Source organism: Polaribacter sp. IC073 (genome assembly GCF_007997075.1).
In the GTDB taxonomy this organism is placed as follows: Bacteria; Bacteroidota; Bacteroidia; order Flavobacteriales; family Flavobacteriaceae; genus Polaribacter.
The window spans coordinates 127,634-152,743 of sequence record NZ_VORS01000008.1; the positions used below are offsets into that span (position 1 = coordinate 127,634).

Annotated in this window: 25 protein-coding genes and 1 tRNA gene; 16 read left to right on the plus strand and 10 right to left on the minus strand. The window is 31.6% G+C overall.

All coding sequences use genetic code 11. From position 1 onward, the window contains the following. Positions 1-7: 7 nt before the first annotated feature. A complete protein-coding gene (locus ES045_RS12690) occupies positions 8-757 on the minus strand; it encodes a geranylgeranylglyceryl/heptaprenylglyceryl phosphate synthase (RefSeq protein ID WP_147116663.1) in 750 nt (249 codons plus the stop codon). A gap of 376 nt (positions 758-1,133) precedes the next feature. Next, positions 1,134-1,760, minus strand: a complete 627-nt coding sequence (locus tag ES045_RS12695; RefSeq protein WP_147116664.1) for a 4'-phosphopantetheinyl transferase family protein — start codon at positions 1,758-1,760, stop codon at positions 1,134-1,136. A 63-nt stretch (positions 1,761-1,823) separates the two neighbouring features. On the opposite strand from ES045_RS12695, the gene ahcY reads away from it, so the two are divergent. The 3 genes from ahcY to ES045_RS12710 all read left to right on the plus strand — a co-directional run bounded on the left by ahcY (position 1,824) and on the right by ES045_RS12710 (position 4,853). Continuing rightward, a complete protein-coding gene (gene ahcY, locus ES045_RS12700) occupies positions 1,824-3,137 on the plus strand; it encodes an adenosylhomocysteinase (RefSeq protein ID WP_147116665.1) in 1,314 nt (437 codons plus the stop codon). 374 nt (positions 3,138-3,511) lie between these two features. After that, a complete protein-coding gene (locus ES045_RS12705) occupies positions 3,512-3,985 on the plus strand; it encodes a DUF1569 domain-containing protein (RefSeq protein WP_147116666.1) in 474 nt (157 codons plus the stop codon). Positions 3,986-4,046: 61 nt separating this feature from the next. Further along, positions 4,047-4,853, plus strand: a complete 807-nt coding sequence (locus ES045_RS12710) for a DNA/RNA non-specific endonuclease (RefSeq protein WP_147116667.1) — start codon at positions 4,047-4,049, stop codon at positions 4,851-4,853. Positions 4,854-5,020: 167 nt separating this feature from the next. Here ES045_RS12710 and ES045_RS12715 read toward each other — a convergent pair whose 3' ends face one another. The 5 genes from ES045_RS12715 to xrtF all read right to left on the minus strand — a co-directional run bounded on the left by ES045_RS12715 (position 5,021) and on the right by xrtF (position 9,176). Beyond that, positions 5,021-5,419: a heavy-metal-associated domain-containing protein gene (locus ES045_RS12715; RefSeq protein WP_147116668.1), complete on the minus strand. Its 399-nt coding sequence runs from the start codon at positions 5,417-5,419 to the stop codon at positions 5,021-5,023. Between the two features lie 26 nt (positions 5,420-5,445). Continuing rightward, positions 5,446-7,689: a carboxypeptidase-like regulatory domain-containing protein gene (locus ES045_RS12720; RefSeq protein WP_147116669.1), complete on the minus strand. Its 2,244-nt coding sequence runs from the start codon at positions 7,687-7,689 to the stop codon at positions 5,446-5,448. A 72-nt stretch (positions 7,690-7,761) separates the two neighbouring features. Beyond that, positions 7,762-8,166 (minus strand): HYC_CC_PP family protein, encoded by a 405-nt coding sequence (locus tag ES045_RS12725; protein ID WP_147116670.1) that lies wholly within the window; start codon positions 8,164-8,166, stop codon positions 7,762-7,764. A gap of 45 nt (positions 8,167-8,211) precedes the next feature. Beyond that, positions 8,212-8,643: an exosortase F system-associated membrane protein gene (locus ES045_RS12730; protein WP_147116671.1), complete on the minus strand. Its 432-nt coding sequence runs from the start codon at positions 8,641-8,643 to the stop codon at positions 8,212-8,214. Beyond that, positions 8,640-9,176, minus strand: a complete 537-nt coding sequence (gene xrtF / locus ES045_RS12735) for an exosortase family protein XrtF (RefSeq protein ID WP_147116672.1) — start codon at positions 9,174-9,176, stop codon at positions 8,640-8,642. Before xrtF ends, ES045_RS12730 begins: the two co-directional genes overlap by 4 nt. A gap of 53 nt (positions 9,177-9,229) precedes the next feature. On the opposite strand from xrtF, the gene ES045_RS12740 reads away from it, so the two are divergent. The 8 genes from ES045_RS12740 (at position 9,230) to rodA (ending at position 17,265) form a co-directional block, all read left to right on the plus strand. Beyond that, positions 9,230-9,685 carry a GAF domain-containing protein gene (locus tag ES045_RS12740; protein ID WP_189663102.1) on the plus strand — a complete coding sequence of 152 codons (456 nt, stop codon included), beginning with the start codon at positions 9,230-9,232 and terminating at the stop codon, positions 9,683-9,685. A gap of 73 nt (positions 9,686-9,758) precedes the next feature. Continuing rightward, a complete protein-coding gene (locus ES045_RS16765) occupies positions 9,759-9,884 on the plus strand; it encodes a hypothetical protein (protein WP_262712868.1) in 126 nt (41 codons plus the stop codon). A 252-nt stretch (positions 9,885-10,136) separates the two neighbouring features. Beyond that, positions 10,137-11,666 (plus strand): bifunctional phosphoribosylaminoimidazolecarboxamide formyltransferase/IMP cyclohydrolase, encoded by a 1,530-nt coding sequence (purH, locus tag ES045_RS12745; protein WP_147116674.1) that lies wholly within the window; start codon positions 10,137-10,139, stop codon positions 11,664-11,666. Positions 11,667-11,744: 78 nt separating this feature from the next. After that, on the plus strand, positions 11,745-12,773 hold the full coding sequence (locus ES045_RS12750) for a rod shape-determining protein (RefSeq protein WP_147116675.1): 1,029 nt from the start codon (positions 11,745-11,747) through the stop codon (positions 12,771-12,773). Between the two features lie 18 nt (positions 12,774-12,791). After that, a complete protein-coding gene (gene mreC, locus ES045_RS12755) occupies positions 12,792-13,616 on the plus strand; it encodes a rod shape-determining protein MreC (protein ID WP_147116676.1) in 825 nt (274 codons plus the stop codon). Further along, on the plus strand, positions 13,609-14,112 hold the full coding sequence (gene mreD, locus ES045_RS12760; RefSeq protein WP_147116677.1) for a rod shape-determining protein MreD: 504 nt from the start codon (positions 13,609-13,611) through the stop codon (positions 14,110-14,112). Before mreC ends, mreD begins: the two co-directional genes overlap by 8 nt. After that, complete coding sequence (gene mrdA / locus ES045_RS12765; protein ID WP_147116678.1) at positions 14,112-16,001, plus strand: penicillin-binding protein 2; 1,890 nt, start codon at positions 14,112-14,114, stop codon at positions 15,999-16,001. The genes mreD and mrdA overlap by 1 nt, the downstream gene beginning before the upstream one ends. Beyond that, complete coding sequence (gene rodA, locus ES045_RS12770) at positions 15,985-17,265, plus strand: rod shape-determining protein RodA (protein WP_147116679.1); 1,281 nt, start codon at positions 15,985-15,987, stop codon at positions 17,263-17,265. Before mrdA ends, rodA begins: the two co-directional genes overlap by 17 nt. Positions 17,266-17,774: 509 nt before the next feature. Here rodA and rpsT read toward each other — a convergent pair. From rpsT to proS, 3 genes are all read right to left on the minus strand, one after another. Continuing rightward, complete coding sequence (gene rpsT / locus ES045_RS12780; protein WP_147116680.1) at positions 17,775-18,026, minus strand: 30S ribosomal protein S20; 252 nt, start codon at positions 18,024-18,026, stop codon at positions 17,775-17,777. A 33-nt stretch (positions 18,027-18,059) separates the two neighbouring features. Next, positions 18,060-18,131: transfer RNA gene (locus tag ES045_RS12785), tRNA-Glu, on the minus strand. 103 nt (positions 18,132-18,234) lie between these two features. Continuing rightward, the gene (gene proS / locus ES045_RS12790; RefSeq protein ID WP_147116681.1) at positions 18,235-19,713 is read right to left on the minus strand and encodes a proline--tRNA ligase; all 1,479 of its coding nucleotides are present in this window, start codon (positions 19,711-19,713) and stop codon (positions 18,235-18,237) included. 179 nt (positions 19,714-19,892) lie between these two features. Between proS and ES045_RS12795 the strand changes: the two genes are divergently transcribed. From ES045_RS12795 to ES045_RS12815, 5 genes are all read left to right on the plus strand, one after another. Next, a complete protein-coding gene (locus tag ES045_RS12795; protein WP_147116682.1) occupies positions 19,893-21,110 on the plus strand; it encodes a hypothetical protein in 1,218 nt (405 codons plus the stop codon). A gap of 30 nt (positions 21,111-21,140) precedes the next feature. Continuing rightward, complete coding sequence (locus tag ES045_RS12800; RefSeq protein WP_147116683.1) at positions 21,141-22,544, plus strand: OmpP1/FadL family transporter; 1,404 nt, start codon at positions 21,141-21,143, stop codon at positions 22,542-22,544. Between the two features lie 139 nt (positions 22,545-22,683). Beyond that, positions 22,684-23,589, plus strand: a complete 906-nt coding sequence (locus tag ES045_RS12805; protein WP_147116684.1) for a NifU family protein — start codon at positions 22,684-22,686, stop codon at positions 23,587-23,589. A gap of 64 nt (positions 23,590-23,653) precedes the next feature. Further along, complete coding sequence (gene ubiE, locus ES045_RS12810) at positions 23,654-24,373, plus strand: bifunctional demethylmenaquinone methyltransferase/2-methoxy-6-polyprenyl-1,4-benzoquinol methylase UbiE (protein ID WP_410524644.1); 720 nt, start codon at positions 23,654-23,656, stop codon at positions 24,371-24,373. Between the two features lie 2 nt (positions 24,374-24,375). After that, the gene (locus ES045_RS12815; protein ID WP_147116686.1) at positions 24,376-25,074 is read left to right on the plus strand and encodes a porin family protein; all 699 of its coding nucleotides are present in this window, start codon (positions 24,376-24,378) and stop codon (positions 25,072-25,074) included. Positions 25,075-25,110: the final 36 nt, after the last annotated feature.

The window sequence follows — 25,110 nt, forward strand, 5'->3', positions numbered from 1 at the left end:
ATACTCGCTATTTTTTCAATTCTTCAAAAAAAGTGGCATCATTTTCAAAAGCAGTCCCAATAACCACAATATCTGCGCCAGCATTAAAAGCTATTTCTAATTGTTCTTTAGAACGTATTCCGCCTCCAACAATTAAAGGAATAGCAAGATTCTTTCTCACAAGAGAGATAATGTTCTCTTCCACAGGAACTCTGGCGCCGGAACCAGCTTCTAGATAAATTAGTTTCTTGCCAGCAAACTGACCAGCCAAAGCAGTATTTAAAATTAACTCTAAGTTTTCTTGGGCAATTGGCTTTGTGTTGCTCACTTTCTGTGTTGCCGTTTCTTTTTTGCCGTCAATCAATATATAACCCGTCGAAAGAATTTCTAAATTAGAATCTTTTAAAATCGGAGCTGCTTTTATTTGTTGTTCAATTAAATACTCTGGGTTTCTGCCAGAAATAAGACTTAAAAATAAAATTCCGTCTGCTTTGTGTGAAATTTGTGAAACATCACCAGGAAATAAAATAACAGGTAAGTTGGTTGCTTTTTTAATTGCAGTAACTACATTTTCTGTCTGATTGTCTTTGTCGGTGCTTCCGCCAACAAGAATATGTGTGGCAATTGATCTATGGACTTTCTTAAAAAAAGCAGGAATATTTTCTACATTCATTTTTTCAGGATCAATTAAAACAGCCAATAATTTTTTGCCTTGTTCTCTTGCCGATAAAATATTTTGGTAGATATTCACAATTGCGAAAATACAGTTTTTTGTCATCTTTCAAGGCTTCAAAAACTTTTAGGTATTTATGCTTATAAGTTTTCGATACAATTTCGAAGAAAAACCAGAATCACTTAAACTCACATTCCGTTTTCTTAATGGCGATTATCAGGTGATTTTTACATGCTGCTACATCGAGTGATTTTGCTTTTCGCAAAATTGTATCGAGATGTTTTGTTGTTTGTGTTTTCGATATTTTTTTCTTTACCCTTTAGAAAACACACAAACTAACACTAATTTCTATCAGCACAAATAAATAGAATTTCACTCGAGCAGTCTTCTATTTAATGGATGGAATTCTTAAGAATGAGATTGCTTCATTGCATTCGCAACGATGATAATTTTGCAAATTTTATACTTTTAACAGCACAAACTAGTACGCATACACACAAGTAAACCCTTCAAACTCTAAAAACTGAATGTTATAAGAAGCTGCTTTTCCTTCATATCTAATTTCACCGCTAGTTTTTTCATCTTCAAACTTAAAATCTTCAATATGAATATGATGTAAAAAGAGTAGTTTTTTCTTTCCGTAGATTTTATACAAACTTTCTTTTGCTCCCCAAACAATGGTTAATTTACTAATTAAAGCATCCGCATTTGCAATGGTTCTATACTCTTCAATAGGAGTAAATTTATGGGCTATTTTTAGAATTTTATCACGTTGTTTTTCAATATCAATACCAACATGTAGATCATCAGAAATAATCAAACCAGAAAAAGTAAAAGAATGTGTAATAGAAATAAATTTCCCGTCTTTTAAATGTGGTTTTCCAAATTCATCATAAATTAAATCGGTATCAGAATACCCAGCTTCCTTTAATAAATGGCGCACACTTAGAAATCCTCGTTGATGCAATTCAGATTTCATGCCATCTAAACGAATCTGATTATTTTCTGTTAGTAAAACGTTCTTATTTAAATCATTAAAAGATTCTTCAATCTTCCAGATTAGAACTTTTGTCTTTTCATTAACCGTTAAACTTTTGTAAAGAGCCATACTTTTTTAAAATGGATGTCGTAACTTTGCAGTTCGAAAAATTAGAATATAAATATACATAATATGAGCACAAAAACAGCTTACGTACCAAACAAAGTTAAGGATATTTCTTTAGCTGCTTGGGGAAGAAAAGAAATTAACTTAGCCGAAGCAGAAATGCCAGGTTTAATGTCTCTAAGAGAAGAATATAAAAACGAACAACCTTTAAAAGGTGCAAGAATTGCAGGATGTTTACACATGACCATTCAAACTGCAGTTTTAATTGAAACGCTACAAGCTTTAGGAGCAGAAGTAACTTGGAGTTCTTGTAATATTTTTTCTACGCAAGATCAAGCTGCGGCTGCAATTGCTGAAGCAGGAACTGCTGTGTATGCTTGGAAAGATATGACAGAAGAAGAATTTGACTGGTGTATCGAACAAACTTTATTTTTTGGTGAGGATAAAAAACCATTAAATATGATTTTAGATGACGGTGGAGATTTAACAAATATGGTTTTAGATCGTTTTCCTGAATTAGCTGCAGGAATTAATGGTTTATCAGAAGAAACTACTACAGGAGTTCATAGATTATATGAAAGAGTGAAAAACGGAACATTGCCGATGCCAGCAATTAATGTGAACGATTCTGTTACAAAATCGAAATTCGATAATAAATATGGTTGTAAAGAATCTGCAGTAGATGCAATTCGTAGAGCAACAGATATTATGTTAGCCGGTAAACGTGTAACTGTTTGTGGTTATGGTGATGTTGGTAAAGGAACAGCAGCTTCTTTTAAAGGTGCGGGTTCTATTGTAACGGTTACAGAAATCGATCCTATTTGTGCATTACAAGCGGCAATGGACGGTTTTGAAGTAAAACGTTTAGAAACGGTGATCGCAAATTCAGACATTATTATTACCACTACAGGAAACAAAGATATTATACAAGGACGTCATTTCGAAGCAATGAAAGACAAAGTTATTGTATGTAATATTGGGCATTTTGATAATGAAATTGATATGGCTTGGTTAAATACAAACCACGGAAATACTAAAGATACCATCAAACCACAAGTAGATAAATACAACATTAACGGAAACGATATTATTTTGCTTGCAGAAGGTCGTTTGGTAAACTTAGGTTGTGCAACAGGTCACCCAAGTTTTGTTATGAGTAATTCATTTACAAACCAGACGTTAGCGCAAATCGAACTTTGGAAAAATGCCGATGCTTATGGAAACGATGTGTATATGTTACCAAAACATTTAGATGAAAAAGTAGCCTTTTTACACTTAGCAAAAATAGGAGTAGAGCTTACAGAATTACGTGAAGAGCAAGCATCTTATATTGGTGTAACTGTAAACGGACCATTTAAGCCAGAGCACTATAGATACTAAATAGTTGTTAGGTTTTAGTCGTTAGCTATTAGTAGCAACTTAAATTTACAAACTATTTGTCATTTCGAAAGGAGTCTTTTTAGACGACTGAGGAATTTCACAAAATTAAAAAACCCTTTCATTTATTTGAAAGGGTTTTTCTTTTTCTGCCATTTTACCTTTTAATGCCTGTCATTCCGAAATGAGCCTTTTTAGGCGATTGAGGAATCTCATAACAATTTTATTTTTTGGGCGTTTTAACAGGCTTTCACTACTCGCTTTTTTGTTGAGAAAACAAAAAGAGCTCAAACAGACCGTTCTATCCTTAACGCGAATACTCAATAACTAAACTAGTTTCATCAATTTTAAGTACCTTTCAAAAAAATAGATCCTGAATGAAAACAGTAAATACTTCAACGTTAGAAAATAGATTAAACCTTTTAGAAAGTTATATTCCACATAGCAAAAGTGTAGCTGTTAATGTATCTAAAGCAGCTGTTGCATGGCATTTAGACCATAGTTTAAGAGTATTGAATGCTGTAGCAGAAAGTATGAGTAAATCTGACCCAACATTATTTAGAAATAACTTTACTTTCATCGGAAAAATATGCCTTAAAATAGGTTTCTTTCCAAGAGGAAAAGCGAAAGCACCAAAATATCTTAAATCTCCAGAAGTAATTTTAGAAGCAGCTCTTGTTTCACAATTAGCAGCAGCAAGAGCACATATAAAAGTAATTAAGAACTTAGAAGAAAATGCTTATTTCAGACATCCATTATTTGGACATATAAATAAGAAAAGAGTATTCCGTTTTATGGATACACATACAAATCATCACTTAAAAATAGTAAAGAGTATTTTAAAAAAGTAGATGCTACTTTTTAACTTCTATATCTTTGTGACAATTAAGGATTTTAAAAAAAAAATCTATTTTGAAGAAAAAAACATTGCTTTCCATAATTTCTGTAGTTATTTTAGTAGCTGTTTATGGTTACGAACAATTTTTAAACTCTAAAGAAGAAGGTGTTTTAATAGAAAATGGTAAAATATTAAAAGAAACTACCAACCAATATTTTCTACCAACAAGTACGACCAATCAAGTGGTGCATCATCAAAATTATTCGCTATCATATAGCGAGAAGCACGAACAAGCAGAATGGGTAGCTTATGAGTTAAAAGCATCACATATAAGTACTACAAATTATAAAAGGCCTTATTTTGAAATAGACAATGCCGTAAAAACCAAAGCAGCACATTGGCGGAATTATAAAAAATCTGGTTACGATAAGGGGCATTTATGTCCTGCAGCCGACAGACGTTTTTCAAAATCAGCACACGATGAAACCTTTTTAACAAGTAATATAAGTCCGCAAGAACATCGATTTAATGCAGGTATTTGGAATCGTTTAGAACAAAAAGTACGCTATTGGGCAAAGAAGAACGATGGAGTTTTTGTAATTACAGGTGGCGTTTTAGAGCATAATTTAAAAACTATTGGAAGTGAAGCCGTTGCTGTTCCAAATCAGTTTTACAAAGTAATTTTAGATAAAACAAAAGGTAAAATTAAAATGTTGGCTTTTTTAATGCCTCACAAAGAATCTAAGCTATCATTGTATAAATTTGTGGTTTCCGTAGATACAGTAGAAGCATTAACAGGTATCGATTTCTTTAAAGAGTTAGACGATACTATCGAAGAAAAATTAGAAAGCTCTAATAATTACAAAAATTGGAGTTTTTAATAAGAGGTGTTTTCTTTTTGGGCGTTCTAAAAGGCTATTCACTATATCTTTTTATGAAAAATAAAAAAGGATGTCGTTTCTATCCTTTACGCAGACTTTAGCCTTTTAAGAAAAGTGTTTGCAAATAAAAAAACCTCACAATTTAAATTGTGAGGCTTTTTGGTTTGCTAGTTTTTCTCTTTTTTGAGTTCACCTTTATGGTCTTCAATAATTTTGCTGTCTCTATATTTACAACAAGGATGTACAGAATTGTAAGCTTCATCTGTGGCTATAAAATCTTTAACATCGTGCCCAACATTGGCAATGTTTTGTTTTATGGTTTCAAGAGATGTTTTGCGTTCATCTAAAATGATGTTCATTTGATGCGATTTCACGTCCCAAATAGCAAATTTTACACCTTTGGTTTTTAAAGCAGCAGTTTCAATACGTTTTTTACACATACCGCAAATACCATTAACTTCAAAAGCAACTTTTGCATTTTTTTTCTTTTTCTCTTGTTTTACATCTTGTGCTTGAGCGGAAAACCCAATCAAGAATAAACTGAATATAAATAGTATTTTTTTCATTGTTTTAATTATTTCCACCGCGTGGGTTATTTAATTTTAAATCGTAAGCCTGCATACACTGCACGTCCAAAAATTGGCGAATACACAATTGTGGTATCAAAATATGCGCCAAAAGGATTGTCGCTAGCTAAAATAGGATTTTTCTGCTGCACATTGGTTAAGTTTTCGCTTCCTAAATATACTTCAAACTTCTTTGAAAACACTTTTGTAATCTGAGAATTTAATAAACTATAACGCTCGGTATACTTTGGTAGTTTATATTGTGTAGGATTTGTTGCGGTATTTGGCAAACGTTGTTTTCCTATATTGTTAAAGGTGACATCAAATTTCCATTGTGCACCATTCTCTTTTGCGGTTGTTTCGTAAGAAAGGTTTGCAAAGAATCTATTGTTTGGCTGAATTGGTTTTTGCAATTTTCCGTTTCTATAATCTGTAGAAATATCAAAGTATTTAAAAGCAGTTCTTAAATCAAGGTTTTTCGCCAATTCATAATTTACTTCTACCTGAAAACTATCTGCAATACTTTTTCCGTTTAAATCATAGAAAGAGATTTCTTGCGGATTCTCCCAATCTACCACCACTTGATTGCTGAAATCGGTTCTGTAAAAATCAAACGTAATATCTCCTTTTTTATTGAATAGATTAAATTTCTGTAAATAAGAAACGCCGTAATTCCATGCAACTTCAGCATTTAAACCGTAAATATCTCCACCTACATCATCAATATTTATTTGTCTAGAACTTGCAAATAATTGCTGGTTCTCGGCAAAAATATTCGCACTTCTTTTTCCTCTTCCTGCGGAAGCTCTAAAAACTCCTTTTTCCCAAGGAACATATCTTACGTGAATTCTAGGCGTAATAAAAGTGCCTAATAAATTATGCGTGTCTGCACGAATTCCGGCTGTTAAACTAAAATTATCTAAATTGTCAAAAGCATATTCGAAAAAAGCTCCGATAGAATTTTCTTTTCTGTTATAATTGGTACTATTCACAAGTTCATCAAATTTATCATAGGTAAAATTAATTCCAGTTTTAAACTTGCTTCTGGTGTCACCAATAATCGAGTTGAAAAGTAAGTTAGAATACAAACTTTCATGTTTAATATCGTAGACATTCAATCCGAAATAAGAATCTTGCTGATGATTGCTGTAGGCTACTTGTAAACCAAAGTTTTGAAAAGGTAATTCAGGAAAAACATAGCCTAATTTAAGCGAAGTCTCAAAACGTTTGGTGTCAATTTCACTTCCCCAAGTATTGGTAGTTCCTTTGTCTGTTTTTGGGTTAAAGTTCAATTCTCCTGTTTGTTTTTCATCATTTAAAAACCGAACATTTATAAAACTAACCCAACCATTTTGTGCATCTGTATATTGCCAACGGTTCATTACATTTATTTGATTTGCCAAAGGTGCATCTAGAAAATTATCGTTGTTTTTATCAAATTTCTCTCCTCTGTAATTTCCATGAATGTATAAACCTGTTTGCCATTTATCGGAAATTCTCTCGTTAAAATGCGTGTTTAATTCTAACCTACCATTCAAAGAACTGTAAGCGTTTAAAAAGAATTTATTGTCTGAAAAAGGTTTTACCAATTCAGCATTTATTTGTCCGGAAATACTCTCGTAACCATTTACAACAGAACCTGCTCCTTTGGTAATCTGAATGCTTTCTACCCAAGTTCCTGGGGTAAATGTGAGTCCGAATGCTTGTGCAGCACCCCGAATAGAAGGAATGTTTTCTTGCATAATTTGCAAATACGGACTTTTAAGTCCTAACATTTGTATTTGACGCGTTCCTGTTAACGCATCAGAAAAACTAACATCTATTGAAGGATTGGTTTCAAAACTCTCTGCCAAATTGCAGCAGGCAGCTTTTAATAACTCGTCATTATTTACAGTGAAAGTATTTGCAGTGGCAAACAAAGATTTCTGAATAGCATCTCTTTTAGCTCTAATTGTTATTTCTTCTAAAGCACTTTCCGAAGTTATAAAATGATGAATTACATCTAGATTATTAATAATTAACGTATCGGTTTTATATCCAATATAACTGACAACTAATTTTTTGTATTCCTTGTTGTACGGTATTGTAAACCATCCTTTTTCGTTGGTAATTGCACCAATATTTGTATTTAGCCAATTTACAGTTGCACCAGAAACACCTAAATTATCTTTCGGATTTTGTTTGTCCATAATCATTCCTTTTACATTCGTTTGGGCAAAAAGGAAGATTGGAAATAGCAGCACAAAACTACTAAGTAAGTATTTTTTCATTGATATTTAATTTATAATAATTAAAACGACACTTCTCTAAAAAGAAGTTTTTTAGTTGGAATTATAATAAAATCAAATTAAAAAAGATTGGTATAAAACCTGATAATCTAAGGGTTTATCTGGCAGAAAAAAGGAATTATAATTTACTTTAGTAGCCTTAGTTTCTACAAATAAGTTTTGATGAAAAGTAGTGTTAACAGTTAGAAATTGCTGTTTTTGAAAACTTATTTTATTTTTAGAATGTTGCTGTAGTTCTTTTTGACCCTCAATCTTATGAACTTCATCTGAACAGCAATCTTTTGATTCGATAGAAAATTCATCTTTTAAATCGCTTTTACAAACGTCTGCATCACCAGTAAAAGAAATAGCAATTAGAGAATCGCCACAATAATGACTTTCAACCGTAAAAGAAAAGGTTGAAAATAGCACTAAAAAGGCTAATAAAAAGGATGTTATTTTGGTAATACTTATTTTCATTTCAACTGCAAATTTACAATAAGAAACACTAACTTTTTTGTAAAATTATCTGTTACTTATTTTTTGAAAGTAAAATGCTGGTAACAGAATTAATAAGAATAACGGATGAATGATAAATCTTCGAATATAAAAAGGCAGTAAATAACCGCTTTCAAACTGATCTCTTAATAAAAGTACAAACACTACAATTAAGGTCATAAAAGCTGTCATTAAAAAAAAACCTGTAAATTTTATATAATCTTTTCTCTCAAAAAGTACCCAAATGAAGCCTAATGTTATTATTGAATTTAAAATATATCGATAAAGCATGTCTATTGTTAAAAACCACATGTTAATTTGAGGCATTTTTGTGTACAAGTAGTCGTTTTTAAAATATTCAATTAAAGGGTCATAAAATAATTCTGCAGAAAATGCTCTCACTATAAATAAGAGTGAGGTGAGTATTAAAAGCGACATTATCTTTAGGTATGTATTCATTTTTTATAGTTCGAAAATTTGTGAACCCAAAGTACCCAAAGTAAAAAGACAGTACCGTAAATTATGGCAGGAAATACTAGGTTGTGTAAAAATTCTTGCTGATTTGGGTACTTGTAAATCATTACTGCTAAAAAAGCAATTCGAGCTACATTTATACTGTAGATAAATAGGCTTCCTAAAATAACGTACAAAATAGTCGCTTTCAATGAACCAGAAAAAGCAATTATAAAAGCGATAAATAATATAATAATACTTAGAGAATTACAACCTTCAATTACTCTTGCGGTATACTTCCCTTCAATTAAAAGTTTAACAGAAAGTTCTTTTTTGTGCTGATACGCGCCAGCATCAAAATTAAAAAACTCTAATAAAGTTACCGTTTGGTCTGCAACGATTGTTGTTATAGATGCAGTTTTAAACCCTCCTTCTTTTTGTTGAGAATTTTGTAAGTAAGTAGCATATATTGCGAATAATATAAAATAGGTTGCAAAAAACTTAATTAGAAAAATGACTACGTTTTTATGTTTTTTCACAATGTAAAATCCTTTAATTTTGCAACTTTAAGTCTATAAACAAATATATAAAAATGGATACAAATACACTAAAGAATAAAATTGAAAGTATTATTTCGCTAAATGATACTAAAGAATTTATATTACAAGCAATTTGCGATTTATTAGAAAGCGAAATTTCGTATTATGATTGGGTTGGTTTTTATTTTAAAAACGGAGATAAGAATGAGTTAAAGTTGGCACAGTATACAGGGGAAGAAACAGAGCATACTATTATTCCTTTTGGAAAAGGTATTTGTGGGCAAGTTGCAGTAAGTAATAAAAATTTTGTGGTACAAGATGTTTCTGAGCAAGAGAATTATATTTCTTGTGGTTGGAAGGTAAAGTCGGAGATTGTAATTCCTATTTTTGTGAATGAAGAAAATATTGGTCAAATAGACATAGATTCTCATACAGCAAATGTTTTTACAGATAAAGACGAAGAACTTTTAGAATATATTTGTAAAAAAGTTGCAAAGATATTGGAGTAAAATACTTTTACAAGTATTTTTTACTTATATTTATTAGATTATAGGATTTCTATAATTATTAAACCCCTAAGTAATGAGAAAAAAACAGTACACTGCAATTGCTGTTGGTAGCAATAACCATTCTAATTTTATTAAAAAAGAGGAGTCTTGGACAAATAAATTCGTACAATGGTTTCATGATTTTTTAGAATCTACATAGTTTTTTTATTGATTTTTTTTTAGCCCTCTAAAGAAATGAAAAAAACCTTCAAATTTTTTGTCTAAAATAGCTACTTTTTTAAAAAAGAAGGAACCTAAAAGAACACCAAGAAATTACAATGCTTTGGTAGCGAATTTTAAAGCAAAAGTTAAAGTAATCTAGTTGTTAATTACTTCTGTTTTTTGTTGCTCTTTTTTATTGAATTTAAAGGTTGGTTTTACTAATTTTGCATGCTTAACAACACAACACTAAATGAGCACTTCAAAAACAATTAAATCCGCATTAATTTCGGTATTTCACAAAGATGGTTTAGCACCAATTGTAAAAAAATTAGATGAATTAAATGTTACTATTTATTCAACAGGAGGAACCGAGAAGTTTATCAAAGAACTTGGTATCGATGTAGTTCCTGTAGAAGATGTTACCTCTTACCCATCTATTTTAGGCGGAAGAGTAAAAACATTACACCCAAAAGTTTTTGGAGGAATTTTAAATAGACAAGAGCATGCAGGTGATGTTGCTGAGTTAGCAGAGTATAACATTCCGCAAATAGATTTGGTTATTGTAGATTTATATCCGTTTGAGAAAACAGTTGCTTCAGGAGCATCTGAAGAAGATATCGTAGAAAAAATTGATATTGGTGGTATTTCTTTAATTAGAGCATCAGCAAAAAACTTTAAAGATACGTTTACCGTTTCTTCAATGGACCAGTATGACGATTTCTTATCAGTTTTATCAGAAAATAAGGGAGAAACTACCATTGCGCAAAGAAAGAAATTTGCTTCAAAATCTTTTAATGTTTCTTCACATTACGATACTGCCATTTTTAATTACTTCAATAATAATGAAGAACCTGCTTTAAAAATAAGTGAAACGAATGCGCAAGTTTTAAGATATGGAGAAAATCCACATCAAAAAGGATATTTCTTTGGAGATTTAGAATCAATTTTCGATAAGTTACATGGTAAAGAATTAAGTTACAACAATTTATTAGATGTGGATGCTGCTGTAAATTTAATAGAAGAGTTTAAAGGAGAAACACCAACTTTTGCAATTTTAAAGCATAATAATGCATGTGGTTTTGCTCAAAGAGAAACCATTAAGCAAGCGTATGTAGATGCATTGGCTGGAGATCCTGTTTCTGCTTTTGGAGGTGTTTTAATTGCAAATACAGAAATAGATGCAGCAACTGCAAAAGAAATTCATAAATTATTTTGTGAAGTTGTAATTGCACCAAGTTATTCAGACGAAGCTTTATCAATCTTAAAAGGAAAGAAAAATAGAATTATCTTAATTAAGAAAGAAGTAGCATTACCTACAACAACAATTAGAACATGTTTAAATGGTAATTTAGTGCAAGATAAAGACAGTATTACAGATCAATTAGAAGATTTAAAATACGTTACCAACAATAAACCAGCTCAATCGGAGTTAGATGATTTATTATTTGCTTCTAAATTATGTAAGAACACCAAGTCTAACACAATTATTTTAGTAAAGAATAAACAATTGTTAGCTGGTGGTACAGGACAAACAAGTAGAGTAGATGCTTTAAACCAAGCAATTGAAAAGGCTAATTCTTTCAAATTCGATTTAAACGGATGTGTAATGGCAAGTGATGCTTTTTTCCCTTTTCCAGATTGTGTAGAAATTGCAGACAATGCAGGTATAAAAAGTGTGATTCAACCAGGAGGTTCTATTAAAGATCAATTAAGTATAGATTATTGTAATGACCACAATATATCTATGGTAATGACAGGAACTAGACATTTTAAACATTAATAATTTATAGGTAATTTACAATCAGAAATTTAGTAAATTTGTAACACTATAGTAAGAATAATACAACAAAGATATTTTATGGGTTTTTTTGATTTTATGACCGAAGATATTGCGATTGATTTAGGGACCGCAAATACTTTGATAATTCACAACGGAAAAGTGGTTATCGACAGTCCTTCTATTGTCGCAAGAAATAGAATTACTGGAAAAATTATTGCAATTGGTCAAGAAGCCAATTTAATGCAAGGAAAAACCCATGAAAATATCAAAACAATTCGTCCCTTAAAAGACGGAGTTATTGCAGATTTTCAGGCTTCTGAAGAAATGATTAAAGAATTTGTAAAGCAGATTCCGTCTATTAAAAAGAAATTATTTCCACCAGCATTAAGAATGGTTATTTGTATTCCTTCGGGAATTACAGAGGTAGAGAAACGTGCTGTTAGAGATTCTGCAAAACACATGAATGCCAAAGAAATCTATTTAATTTATGAACCGATGGCTGCTGCAATTGGTGTTGGAATCGACATTATGGAGCCTAAAGGAAATATGATTATAGACATAGGAGGTGGTACTACAGAAATTGCAGTTATAGCTTTGGCTGGTATTGTGTGTGATCAATCTGTAAAAGTTGCAGGAGATCTTTTTACCAATGATATTATGTATTATATGCGCACACAGCATAACTTACATGTTGGTGAAACTACGGCAGAAAAAATAAAAATCACAATTGGTGCAGCTACAGAAGATTTAGAAGTTCCGCCAGAAGATATGTTGGTTCAAGGAAGAGATTTATTAAGTGGTAAGCCAAAACAAGTGCAAGTTTCTTACAGAGAAATTGCAAAAGCATTAGACAAATCTATTTTAAGAATAGAAGATGCTGTTATGGAAACGTTGTCTAAAACACCACCAGAATTAGCCGCAGATATTTATAATACCGGTATTTATTTAGCCGGAGGAGGTTCTATGTTAAGAGGTTTAGATAAAAGACTTTCTAGAAAAACAGATTTGCCTGTTTATGTAGCAGAAGATCCTTTAAGAGCTGTAGTTCGTGGAACAGGAATTGCTTTAAAAGAATTAGATAAATACAAAAATGTATTAATGAAATAATCTTTTAGCAGCCTTAAAATGCAACAACTTATTTACTTTTTTCAAAAGTTTAAACATTTTTTATTCTTTTTGTTGTTGCAATTAATTGCTTTAACACTTACTTTTAATAATCTTAATTTTCATAAAAGCAAATATGTAAATTCGGCAAATGCCATAACAGGTGGTATGTATAATCAGGTTTCTAGTATTTCTGATTATTTTGATCTAAAAAAGACAAATACAGCACTTTTAGAAGACAATACACGCCTAAGAAATTTGCTGCAACAAAAAACAGCAATGTCTTTTGCTTCGGATTCTATTGTTATAGATACCGTTAAATATCATCAAAAATATACATTCTCAAACGCGAAGATCATCAACAATAATTATGTGAACGCATTTAATTTCTTAACAATTGATAAGGGAAGAAATGATGGCTTAGAGAAAGAAATGGCTGTTGTAAACGGCAAAGGAGTTATTGGTATTACAGACAACGCGTCTTCTAATTACACAAGAGTTCAATCTATTTTAAATAAAAATAGTAGACTAAACGCAAGGTTAAAAAACGGTTATTTTGGTACTTTAAAGTGGAATGGATTAGATTATAATGTTGTTCAATTAACAGACATTCCTAGGCAAGCGCCTGTAAAAATAGGCGATACTATTGAAACTGGTGGTAAATCTACTATTTTTCCAGAAGGAATTTTGATAGGAACCGTAATAGAAATTAATAATGATAACGCTGTAGACAATGCAATTAATGTAAAGTTGTTTAATGATATGAGTAATATCGGACCTGTTTATGTTATTAAAAATTTAGAGAAAAAAGAAATTCAATTTTTAGAAAACCCTATAAATGAATAAAACGATATATTTCGGATTGCTGTTTGTATTCTTGGTTTTTCTTCAAGTTTTTGTTTTGAATAATATGCTATTTTTAGGATATGTGAATCCGTATTTATACATTATTTTTGTTTTTTTATATCCATTAAAAAAAAGTCGATTTACTTTTTTATTATTGTCTTTTCTTTTAGGTTTAAGCATTGATTTTTTCTCTGATTCTGGAGGAATTCATGCTTTTTCAATACTAACAATTGCATACTTAAGGTTGTTTTTTATCAAAGTTTTTTTTAGAAAATACGAAATAGATTACCCTTTTTTTAGTCTGAACTTAGAGCCTTTTGGTAAAAGTTTTAATTATGTAGTAACTTTAACAGTAATACATCATTTTATACTATTTTCTTTGATTAACTTTAGTTTTCAAAATATTTCTCATGTAATTTTAAATACGCTTTATTCAAGTGTTTTTACATTGGTGTTATATTTTTTATCAGTATATATTTTTTCTAAAAAACAATAATGCATAAAAGTTTTTTACTTTATTCTCTAATTACAATATTAGGTGTGATTTTCATCGGTCGTTTATTTCAACTTCAAGTAATTGGAAGTGAAAGTTATGATCCTATTCATAATTCTGCTGTAAAAACTGTTTTCGACTACCCAGAAAGAGGGTATATTTATGATCGAAACGGAACGTTGTTAGTTGCAAATCAGCTTTCTTATGATGTAATGATTCAGCCAAATCAGGTGAAACCTTTAGACACTTTAGAATTTTGCAAACTTTTAAAAATTGACAAAGAAGATTTTATAAAGAGATATCAAAAAGCAGACAATTACGCACCATATCTTCCTTCTGTTTTTTTGAAACAATTGGCAAAAGAAGATTTTGCTTTTCTTCAAGAAAAATTACATAAATATCATGGTTTTTTTATTCAGAAAAGAATCATTAGAAAATACCCTATAAATGCGGCAGCAAATGTTTTAGGATATATTGGCGAAGTTAATGAGCAACTTGCTAAAACTAATACCTATTATCAAGCAGGAGAATTAATAGGTAAAGATGGTATTGAAAAACAGTATGAAGATTTTTTAAGAGGAAGTAAAGGAAAAAAATACTTTAAGCGAAATAACCTAAATAAAGTTACAGGTTCTTTTAAGAACGGAGAGAAAGATACTTTGGCAGAAAACGGTAAAGATTTAACCCTTACATTAGATATTCAGCTGCAACAATATGCTCAGAAATTAATGACAGGTAAAAGAGGAGGTATTGTTGCGATAGAACCTTCCTCTGGTGAAATATTAGCTTTGGTTACGGCGCCAACCTATGACCCTAATATGTTGGTAGGTAGAAAGCGTTCTAGAAACTCAGCCGTTTTAATGGATCCTGACAATCTAGAAAAACCTACGTATGACAGAGGATTGAAGGCTTCTTATCCACCAGGTTCTCCGTTTAAAATGATGAATGCTTTAATAGGGTTGCAAGAAGGTGTAATTACAGAGGAAACCCCTTTTTATTGTTACAACGGGTATAAGTACGGAAATAGAAAAGGAGAGTTTATGGGGTGCCATTGCGGAATTTTTGGCAGGCCTATAAAATTAAAAACAGCGATTGCTAAATCTTGTAATAGTTACTTTTCTAATACATATAAGCGTATTGTAGAAAAAGATAACAAACCATCTGAAGGTTTAGATAATTGGGCACATCATGTGAAAAGTTTTGGTTTAGGTGATTATTTAGGCTATGATTTACCTCAGGGAAGTCCGGGTTTAATTCCGACCGGGAAATATTATGATGATATGTATCGATATTCTTGGAATGCTTCTACAAATATTTCGAATGCAATTGGGCAAGGAGAAGTGCAAACAACACCAATTCAACTGGCTAATTTTACAGCAGCAATTGCTAATAAGGGCTTCTTTTATACACCACACATTTTAAAGGAAGTAGATGATAAACCAATTGACTTTCCTAATTATACAGAAAAAAAGCGAACAACTATAGATCAAGAGCATTTTGAACCTGTAATAGAAGCGATGTACGAAGTTTATAAAACGGGTACAGGAAGATGGAATCAAGTAAAAGGAATTGAAATTTGTGGTAAAACAGGTACTTCCGAAAATTATGCTGTTGTTAACGGGGAAAGAATAAAGTTAGAAGATCATTCTATTTTAGTTGCATTTGCACCAAAAGATAATCCTAAAATTGCCATTGCCATTTTTGTTGAAAATGGAGGGTATGGTTCTATGGTTGCTGCACCTATAACAAGCTTAATGATAGAGAAATATCTAAATGGAGAAATTTCTAAAGCAACAAAACATAGAGAAACGAAGATGCTAAATATTAGCTTACAGTCTCAATATGATAAATTAATCCCTAAAACAGAAGAAGAAATTGCGTCAGGAACATAATAATATATTTGCAGGAATCGATTGGCTTCTCGTACTTATTTTTGCAGCTTTGGTTGGTTTTGGTTGGTTAAATATTTATTCTGCTTCAAGAACAAGTGAGGATGTTGAATTGCTGAGTTTTTCAACCAAATACGGAAAGCAACTTATATTTATCTGCGCAACAATTCCATTAATTATTATTATTCTATTTTTTAATGCTAAATTTTACGAGAAATTTTCGAGCATATTCTACATCATTTCATTACTATCACTTGTAGGGCTATTTGTTTTTGGTAAGACAATAAACGGTGCCACTTCTTGGTACAATTTTGGAGTGTTGGGGCTACAACCTGCAGAGTTTGTAAAAGCTTTTACGGGATTAGCAATTGCAAAACTGTTAAGTGATAGGCAGTATAACTTCAAGTTAATTAAAAATCAAATTAAAGCCTTTGTAATTATTTTTACACCCGCTTTTTTAATCACTTTACAACCAGATATAGGTTCTGCTTTAATTTACCTAGCTTTTTTCTTTGTACTGCATAGAGAGGGGTTAACTTTAAATTATATAACTTTAGGTACTTTAGTTATTGTATTATTTGTTTTTACTATTTTATTTGGAGCATCTTGGGTTTTAGTAACGTTGTTTTCATTGATGACTCTTTTCACGGTATATATTACGTACAAAGGAGGAAACCGATTTCTTCGTTTTAATTGGCATAAAATTATTGGCGTTTATGCTGTGGTAACTATTTTTATTCTAGGATCAGAATTTTCATACAATAATATTTTTAAACAACACCATAGAGATCGTTTTGAGATTCTTTTAGGTTTAAAACAAGACAACCAAGGTATTGGTTATAATTCCTATCAATCTGAATTAACAATTAGCTCTGGAGGACTTAATGGAAAAGGGTTTTTAAAAGGAGATCTAACACAAGGAGATTTTGTACCAGAACAGCACACAGATTACATTTTTAGTGTTATTGGTGAAGAATGGGGATTCTTAGGAAGTGTTTTTGTTATTGTCTTATTTATGATAATGATGTATCGAATTATTTATTTAGCAGAAACGCATACAAATAAATTTGGTAGAATTTATGGATACAGCTTAGTGTCAATATTATTTTTTCATGTAATTGTAAATATAGGAATGGTCATTGGTCTGTTACCAACTGTAGGAATTCCTTTGCCGTTTTTTAGTTATGGTGGATCATCGCTTTGGGGGTTTACAATTTTACTCTTTATTTTTATCAGATTAGATGCCCATAAAAATTACGATTGGTAATCCTTGTAAATAAACTTACAGGCAAACTACAATTACCTTTAATGAACTAAAGCGCTACATACGTTGTTTACTAATACTTACTAGCTTAATTAAGGTTATTTGGCAACGAAAACGACAAATGATTGGATGTATTTTATTAGAATTAAAAGAACTTCAATATAAGTAAGGTGAATGTTGCTTGTTTATACTCTAAAATATTTTTTTATCTAGAAATGTTAAAACGGAATAGCTATAGTTATGCAGGTGGCTAATAACAAGAGTCATTTAGTCGCCATACAATGCCCTGGCATATAATTTATTTAACGCAAAAATTAAAGCGTTTAGAGCACAATTTAGAGGTGTAAGAAATATAGAATTCTTCCTGTTTAGATTAACTAATATTTATGGTTAAAATCTAAATTCCACAACTTTTGGTATTGATCCAATAAACCTTCCTAAAATTTGAGCATAAAAAAAACTCTGAATATTTATATTCAGAGTTTTTTTAAATTTCTTAAGAGTTGTAAATCTTACAATGCAGCTACGTGCTTTGTCAATTTAGATTTTAAATTAGCAGCTTTATTCTTATGAATAATGTTGTTTTTAGCTAATTTGTCTAACATAGATAGTACAGTGTTTAATTTAGCTTCTGCTTCTTTCTTGTCTTCAAATGTACGTAAGTCTCTTACAGCATTTCTAGCTGTTTTGTGCTGATACTTGTTACGTAATCTTTTAGCTTCGTTACTTCTAATTCTCTTTAATGCTGACTTGTGATTTGCCATAATTTCTTAATTCGTTTTTTTATTAAAACTTTGTAGTCCGTACGGGAATCGAACCCGTGTTACATGGATGAAAACCATGCGTCCTAACCCCTAGACGAACGGACCATAACAATCAATCTTTTATATTGTTCCTGATTGCGGGTGCAAATATACAACCTTTTTTGACTTTGGCAAGTAAAATTAAAAAAAAATGCATTTTTTTTTAATTTTAATATGCTTTTGCAAAAAGCACCCTTCTAGAAGACGGTTTTCCGCTAAAAACACAGGTACCAATTTCTTCTTTGGCGTCATTAGGTATACATCTAATGGTTGCCTTTGTTAATTCCTTTATTTTGTCCTCTGTTTCTTCCGTTCCGTCCCAATGGGCAGAAACAAAACCACCTTTATTTTTTATTGTAGCTTTAAAATCTTCAAAATTATCTACAGAAGTGGTGTGTTCACTTCTAAAATCAAGTGCTTTCTTAAATAAGTGCTCTTGAATCTCTTCTAAAAGGTTGCTTACAAAATCTACAACATCTGTTTGAGCAACTGTTTGTTTTTCAAAAGTATCTCTTCTGGCAACTTCTACAGTGCCGTTTTCTAAATCTCTTTTTCCTATAGCGATTCTAACAGGAACTCCTTTTAATTCATATTCAGCAAATTTTGCTCCGGGTCTATAGGTATCTCTATCGTCAAACTTTACCGAAACACCTCTTTTACGCAATTCTTTTACAAGGACAGCTACTTTCTCTGAAATAGCTTCTAATTGCTCTTCACCTTTGTATATGGGCACAATTACAACTTGTATTGGTGCTAGTTTTGGTGGAAGTACCAAACCGCTATCATCGGAGTGCGTCATTATCAGTCCGCCAATCAAACGCGTAGAAACTCCCCAAGAAGTAGCCCAAACATGCTCTTGTTTTCCTTCTTTAGAAGTAAACTTAACATCGAAGGCTTTTGCAAAATTCTGACCTAAAAAGTGACTTGTACCTGCTTGTAAGGCTTTGCCATCTTGCATTAAAGCTTCAATAGTTAAGGTGTCTACTGCGCCCGCAAAACGTTCGCTATCAGATTTTGAGCCTTTTACAACGGGCATTGCCATGAATTCTTCCGCAAAAATCGAATATATGTCCTGCATTTGATTTGCTTCTGTGATTGCTTCTACTTTTGTTGCGTGTGCCGTATGACCTTCTTGCCATAAAAACTCTGTGGTTCTTAAAAATAAACGTGTACGCATTTCCCAACGAACAACATTTGCCCATTGATTTATTAATAACGGTAAATCTCTGTATGATTGAATCCATCCTTTATAAGTATTCCAAATAATAGCTTCAGAAGTTGGTCTTACCACCAATTCTTCTTCTAGTTTAGCTTCTGGGTCTACTCTTAATTTTCCAGGATTGTCAGGATCATTTTGTAATCTATAATGTGTTACAACCGCGCACTCTTTTGCAAAACCTTCTGCATTCTTTTCTTCAGCTTCAAACAAACTTTTAGGAACAAAAAGCGGGAAATAGGCATTTTCATGACCTGTTTCTTTAAACATTCTGTCTAGTTCTGCTTGCATTTTTTCCCAAATAGCAAAACCATAAGGTTTTATAACCATACAGCCTCTTACAGCAGAGTTTTCTGCTAAGTCTGCCTTAACAACCAACTCGTTATACCATTTGGAATAATCGTCTGCTCTTTTTGTTAAATGTTTACTCATAGTTAAAAGTTTGGCACAAATATTGTTACCTTTAAAGTGAAATTTATGTTAAAAGAATGTTTCGTATTTTTATAGAATTAATACAAAACTACTACAAAAAGGTTAGAGACCAAGTAAAGTTTAGATTTTTTTGCGTAACAATTTTCATCAAAATTAATGTTTACTAAAAAACAAGTCTTATGAAACCATCATATATAAAACGCAACATAAACAAATTCATCTTATTTATTACAGCGAGTTTACTTTTATCGGCTTGTGGTACTTATCAAAGTGCTTATAATGATGATGGTATTTATGGTAGCGACACAAATAATTACAGAGAAAATAAAGTTGTTGTTCTAGATGACGCTGGTTATGAAAGATATAACAATAACTATTTCACAAACGAATTAGAACGTCTGGATGTCTTAAATGATGAAGCTATTTTTACGGATGTAGATACTTATAATTCACCCAATGATACTTACGTAGAAGATGATTTAAATTACAACACAAACCCTTCTTGGGGAAACGACTCTAATAATAATGTTGTTGTACACATAAATTTAATCAACGATCCTTATTGGAATAATTATGGATCTGCCTACAATAATAATTGGGGGTATAATTCTTATGGCTACAATAATTGGAACTATGGCAGTAGATTTGGTTATCACAACTGGGGTTACAATCCTTATTGGCATCCATATCATAATAATTATGCTTGGGGTTATAGCGGTTTTTACAATCCTTATTATAGTTATAGAGCAGCGTATAGATATAACAGGAATAGCAACTATAATAACACCTATTATAGAAACACAACCTACGGAAGAAGAGCTACATACAATAATACCTATAGAAAAGGCAACGTAGATGCTAGGAGCTCTACAACTACTTCAAGAAGAACAAGTAGTACTAGACCAAACTCTTCTGCAACAAGGAGAAGAAGTACAACAACTACAACGCCTACAAGGAGAAGTTCGTCTACTACCAGAAGAAGTTCATCTAACACTTCTAGAAACTCTAGCAGTACAAGACGAAGTTCATCAACCAGAGGAAATTCATCAACAAGAAGAAGTAACGGTTCTTCGAGCACAAGAAGAAGCAGTGGCTCTTCGGGTACAAGAGGAAGCAGTTCATCGTCTAGAAGAGGTAATAATATAAGTAGTATTAATAGCAGTTCTAACACAGCAAACACAAGTAGATCTGTGGCAACTGCTAGACCTACAAGAAATACGTCTTCAGTAAGAAGAAGTTCTACTATTACTTCTAGAAGTGCAAACACACCTTCTCGAACAAGTTCTAGAGCAACTCCTTCTAGAACTGCAACTTCAACAAGAAGCAGTTCAAATAGAAATACTTCATCTCGTAGTAATTCTAATAGAAGTTCACCTTCATCTAGAAGAAGAAACTAAGATTTTTGTACAAATTAGAAAAATATTGAAATGAAAAAATACATAACATTAGCGGCATTGTTCGCAGTAGTTTTAACGTCCTATTCTCAGTCTTTAGGGTACCAAGATTTGGCTTTGTTGTTTTCTAAAAATGACGCTAACGGAACTGCAAGGTTTACCTCTATGAGTGGTGCATTTGGTGCTTTAGGAGGAGATATTTCTGTAATGAATATTAATCCTGCTGGTTTAGCAGTGTATAATAACAGTTCTTTTGCAGGTTCTCTTAATTCTAGAAACACAGGCATAACCTCTAACTATTACGGAATTTATAGAAATAATGAAGAAGATTTTTTTAATCTTTCTCAAGCAGGTGCGGTGCTTGTTTTTGATAGTGCTTACAAATCTGACTGGAATAAATTCGCAATTGGTTTTAATTATAGCATCACAAAAGATTTTACCAATAGTTTTGACGCTAGAGGAAATAGCGGAATTGCAACTTTTAGAGATTTTCCTTTAGACAATAATATACCCACTATAGATTATGGTGTAGCAGAAGAGCAACGTTTTTTTAACAATTATGCAGGTGAAATAAATGAAATGAACATTGCTTTCTCTTCCGTTCATAAAAATAAATTATACTTAGGTGTCGGTTTTAATTTTTACGATTTAAATTTCACACAACGTTCTACTTTAGTCGAATTTAATAAGGATGGTAACGGGAATACATTAGACGCAAACTTGTATCAAGAAAATTTTACAACAGGAGCAGGTATTTCTATAAATACTGGTTTTATTTACAAAGCACATCAAAATTTTAGGTTTGGGTTGTCTTATCAAACACCAACATGGTATACAGAATTATTAGAGGAATCTAATATTATAGACAACGGTGGTTTTAGAATTAATGATGTCCAATTTGATGGTGATACAGAAATTTCGGTTAGTAATAACTCAACCACATACGACAATACTTTTGGAGGAAACTTTCCGTCACAAAGATTTATCTACAAATTTAAAACTCCAAGTAAACTAACAGCAAGTGCTGCTTTTATTTTTGGTAAAAATGGTTTGTTGAGTATTGATTATATCAACAAGAATTACAAAAACATGAAATTATCGAATGCTAATTTCTCTGTTGAAAATAACTTTTTTCAAAATGAATTAAGAAATACACATTCTGTAAATATCGGTTCGGAATGGCGCTTCGATAGATTTAGTGTAAGAGGAGGTTATAAATATGAGCAGAGTCCAGATAAATTGGCTTTCGATTCAGATAATTTAGAAGGATACTCACTGGGTGGAGGTTATGATTTTGGAAACTTTAAATTAGATTTCTCCTACAGTGATAATAATAGAACGGCCCCTTATAATTTCTACCCTGGTTTTAATGTAAATTCAGCCAATTTAATACTTGATAATAAAGTTTTTACAGGCACAGTTACTCTAAATTTATAGGCTATGTCTAGTTATAAATAAAGACTCCGCTGGATTTAGCATTTAATTTGTTGTTTCTAGCGGAGTCTTTGTGTTTTATCTCTTTAAAATAATCTTATTTATCTTTTTTCCCTTAATTTTGCAATTCAATTTTTAGAACATGTCAGATACTAAAATTACCATACAAGAAACTACTAATAATACCATTATTAAATATAATAGTAACACCATTTTAATTAATGGCGGTAGTTATGAGTTTAACAATATAGATGAAGCTAAGAACTCACCTTTAGCTCAAGAATTATTTTATTTACCATTTGTAAAAAAGGTATTTATTACAGCCAATTTTATTGCGATTCAGCGTTTTGATATTCTAGAATGGATAGACGTTCAAGAAGAAGTAAAAGAGCAGATAGAAGCCTATTTAAATGATGGAAATGTTGTTGTAAACGAACAAAAAACATCAAAAAAAGAAGCAATCGAAGTGTATGCAGAGGTAACGCCAAACCCAGCAGTTATGAAGTTTGGTACAAACAAAGCACTAACACAAACAGATGTAGAGTTTAAAAATATAGATGAAGCAAATGCATCATCACCTTTAGCGCAAGCAATTTTTAATTTTCCGTTTGTAAAAGAAGTTTTTATTTCAGACAATTACATTTCTATTACCAAATATGATATGGTAGAATGGGGAGATGTTTACGGAGAAGTTAGAACTTTTATTAGAGAATATTTAGCCGACGGTAAAACAATTATTAAAGAACTACCAAAAGAAGAAACGGCTACTACAGAAGATAAAGTAGAAGCACCAGTTGTTGCTTTAGAAGGAATTGCTGCACAGATTGTAGATATTTTAGACGAATACATTAAACCTGCAGTTGCTGGCGATGGTGGTAATATTGCTTTTCGTTCTTATGACGAAGCAAACAAAGTAGTTAGCGTTGTTTTACAAGGAGCTTGCAGTGGGTGTCCTTCTTCTACAGCAACTTTAAAAAACGGAATAGAAAGTTTACTAAAAGAAATGTTGCCTAATCAGATTAATGAAGTAGTTGCAATAAACGGATAATTTTTACGATAAGTAATCTGCTTTGAGCATGATGCCAAAGCAGATTACTTAAAGCATACAAGATATGATAAAACCATACAAAGATTCAGAATTAGGAAAAAAAGAACAAGTAGCACAAATGTTCGATAACATCTCTGGTAATTACGATGATTTAAATCGTGTGATTTCTTTAGGAATTGATGTAAAGTGGCGTAAAAAAGTAGTTGAAATTATTGGCGAAAGCAAGCCAAAACAAATTTTAGACATTGCAACAGGAACCGGAGATTTAGCTTTAATGATGGCTGCTTTAAAGCCAGATAGAATTGTAGGTTTAGATATTTCTGCAGGAATGCTAGAAGTAGGAAAACAGAAAATAGCCAAAGCAAATCTTTCTGATAAAATAGAAATGGTTGTAGGCGATTCTGAAGAGATGCCTTTCGAAGACAATACCTTTGATGCAATTACAGTTTCTTTTGGTGTGCGTAACTTTGCGAATTTAGCAAAAGGAATTAAAGAAATAGCTAGAGTTTTAAAGCCAACGGGCGTTTTAGTTATTTTAGAAACGTCTAACCCAACCAAGTTTCCATTTAAACAAGGATATAAATTATATACAAATTTATTTTTACCAGTTGTAGGTAAGTTGTTTTCTAAAGACAAGGTTGCCTATTCTTATTTATCTGAAACTGCAAATTCTTTTCCTTTTGGAGAGGCTTTCAACAATATTCTACAAAAAAATGGGTTTACCAATACAGAACATACACCTGTAACTTTTGGAGTTGCAACAATTTATATTGCACGTAAATAATTATGAGTAAAAAATTCTTGATTTTTGGATTTTTCCTAGTGTCTTCTATCGCGTTTTATGCGCAAAGAGAAACTGTAGAGTATTTACCAACGTTTGATAGAAAACTTTTGCATTATGGTTTCTATTTAGGATTAAATCAGAATGATTTTAAATTAAATTTAAGGAACAGTACTATTCCAAATGCAGATATTACTGTAGAAGCAACAGCAGGTTTTAATGTAGGTTTAATAGCAGATTTACGTTTACATAAAAACCTAAGCTTACGCTTAGAACCTGGTTTGGTAAGTAATTCTAAGACTATAAACTTTAATCATTTAGCAACAGACAATGTTAGAGAGGTTAGTTCTACATACTTGCACGTTCCTTTGGTGTTTAAATTTAGCACAGATCGGTATAAAAACATACGTCCGTATTTATTAGGAGGAATTTCTTATGATTATAACTTCTCTAGTAATGAAAACAACCAAGATGATAATTTTGCAAAGCAATTTAGAATGAAGACCCATAACTTTATGTATGAAGTTGGTGTTGGTGTAGATTTCTATTTGTATTATTTTAAGTTTTCGCCATCAATTCGTGGTGTATTTGCTATAAATAATGAAATTAAATATGACAACCCTATTAATGGTCCTAGTAAATGGACAGACCCTATAAACTTCCTAGGAACGCGTGGTGTTTTCTTGAATTTTGCTTTTGAGTAAATTTATTTTAAAAGCGGCAAAGTTGGGATTTTTCCT

Excerpts from the sequence above, each read along its gene's own strand:
- proS (WP_147116681.1), bottom strand. The coding sequence starts at position 19,713 with ATGAGTAAACATTTAACAAAAAGAGCAGACGATTATTCCAAATGGTAT.
- ES045_RS12705 (WP_147116666.1), top strand. The coding sequence starts at position 3,512 with ATGAAAACAGTAAATACTTCAACGTTAGAAAATAGATTAAACCTTTTA.
- ES045_RS12740 (WP_189663102.1), top strand. The coding sequence starts at position 9,230 with ATGGATACAAATACACTAAAGAATAAAATTGAAAGTATTATTTCGCTA.
- ES045_RS12805 (WP_147116684.1), top strand. The coding sequence starts at position 22,684 with ATGTCAGATACTAAAATTACCATACAAGAAACTACTAATAATACCATT.
- ES045_RS12695 (WP_147116664.1), bottom strand. The coding sequence starts at position 1,760 with ATGGCTCTTTACAAAAGTTTAACGGTTAATGAAAAGACAAAAGTTCTA.
- mreC (WP_147116676.1), top strand. The coding sequence starts at position 12,792 with ATGCAACAACTTATTTACTTTTTTCAAAAGTTTAAACATTTTTTATTC.
- ES045_RS12715 (WP_147116668.1), bottom strand. The coding sequence starts at position 5,419 with ATGAAAAAAATACTATTTATATTCAGTTTATTCTTGATTGGGTTTTCC.
- purH (WP_147116674.1), top strand. The coding sequence starts at position 10,137 with ATGAGCACTTCAAAAACAATTAAATCCGCATTAATTTCGGTATTTCAC.
- ES045_RS12720 (WP_147116669.1), bottom strand. The coding sequence starts at position 7,689 with ATGAAAAAATACTTACTTAGTAGTTTTGTGCTGCTATTTCCAATCTTC.
- ES045_RS12795 (WP_147116682.1), top strand. The coding sequence starts at position 19,893 with ATGAAACCATCATATATAAAACGCAACATAAACAAATTCATCTTATTT.
- ubiE (WP_410524644.1), top strand. The coding sequence starts at position 23,654 with ATGATAAAACCATACAAAGATTCAGAATTAGGAAAAAAAGAACAAGTA.
- ES045_RS12800 (WP_147116683.1), top strand. The coding sequence starts at position 21,141 with ATGAAAAAATACATAACATTAGCGGCATTGTTCGCAGTAGTTTTAACG.
- ES045_RS12730 (WP_147116671.1), bottom strand. The coding sequence starts at position 8,643 with ATGAATACATACCTAAAGATAATGTCGCTTTTAATACTCACCTCACTC.
- mreD (WP_147116677.1), top strand. The coding sequence starts at position 13,609 with ATGAATAAAACGATATATTTCGGATTGCTGTTTGTATTCTTGGTTTTT.
- mrdA (WP_147116678.1), top strand. The coding sequence starts at position 14,112 with ATGCATAAAAGTTTTTTACTTTATTCTCTAATTACAATATTAGGTGTG.
- ES045_RS12750 (WP_147116675.1), top strand. The coding sequence starts at position 11,745 with ATGGGTTTTTTTGATTTTATGACCGAAGATATTGCGATTGATTTAGGG.
- ES045_RS12725 (WP_147116670.1), bottom strand. The coding sequence starts at position 8,166 with ATGAAAATAAGTATTACCAAAATAACATCCTTTTTATTAGCCTTTTTA.
- ahcY (WP_147116665.1), top strand. The coding sequence starts at position 1,824 with ATGAGCACAAAAACAGCTTACGTACCAAACAAAGTTAAGGATATTTCT.
- ES045_RS12815 (WP_147116686.1), top strand. The coding sequence starts at position 24,376 with ATGAGTAAAAAATTCTTGATTTTTGGATTTTTCCTAGTGTCTTCTATC.
- ES045_RS12690 (WP_147116663.1), bottom strand. The coding sequence starts at position 757 with ATGACAAAAAACTGTATTTTCGCAATTGTGAATATCTACCAAAATATT.
- rpsT (WP_147116680.1), bottom strand. The coding sequence starts at position 18,026 with ATGGCAAATCACAAGTCAGCATTAAAGAGAATTAGAAGTAACGAAGCT.
- ES045_RS16765 (WP_262712868.1), top strand. The coding sequence starts at position 9,759 with ATGAGAAAAAAACAGTACACTGCAATTGCTGTTGGTAGCAATAACCAT.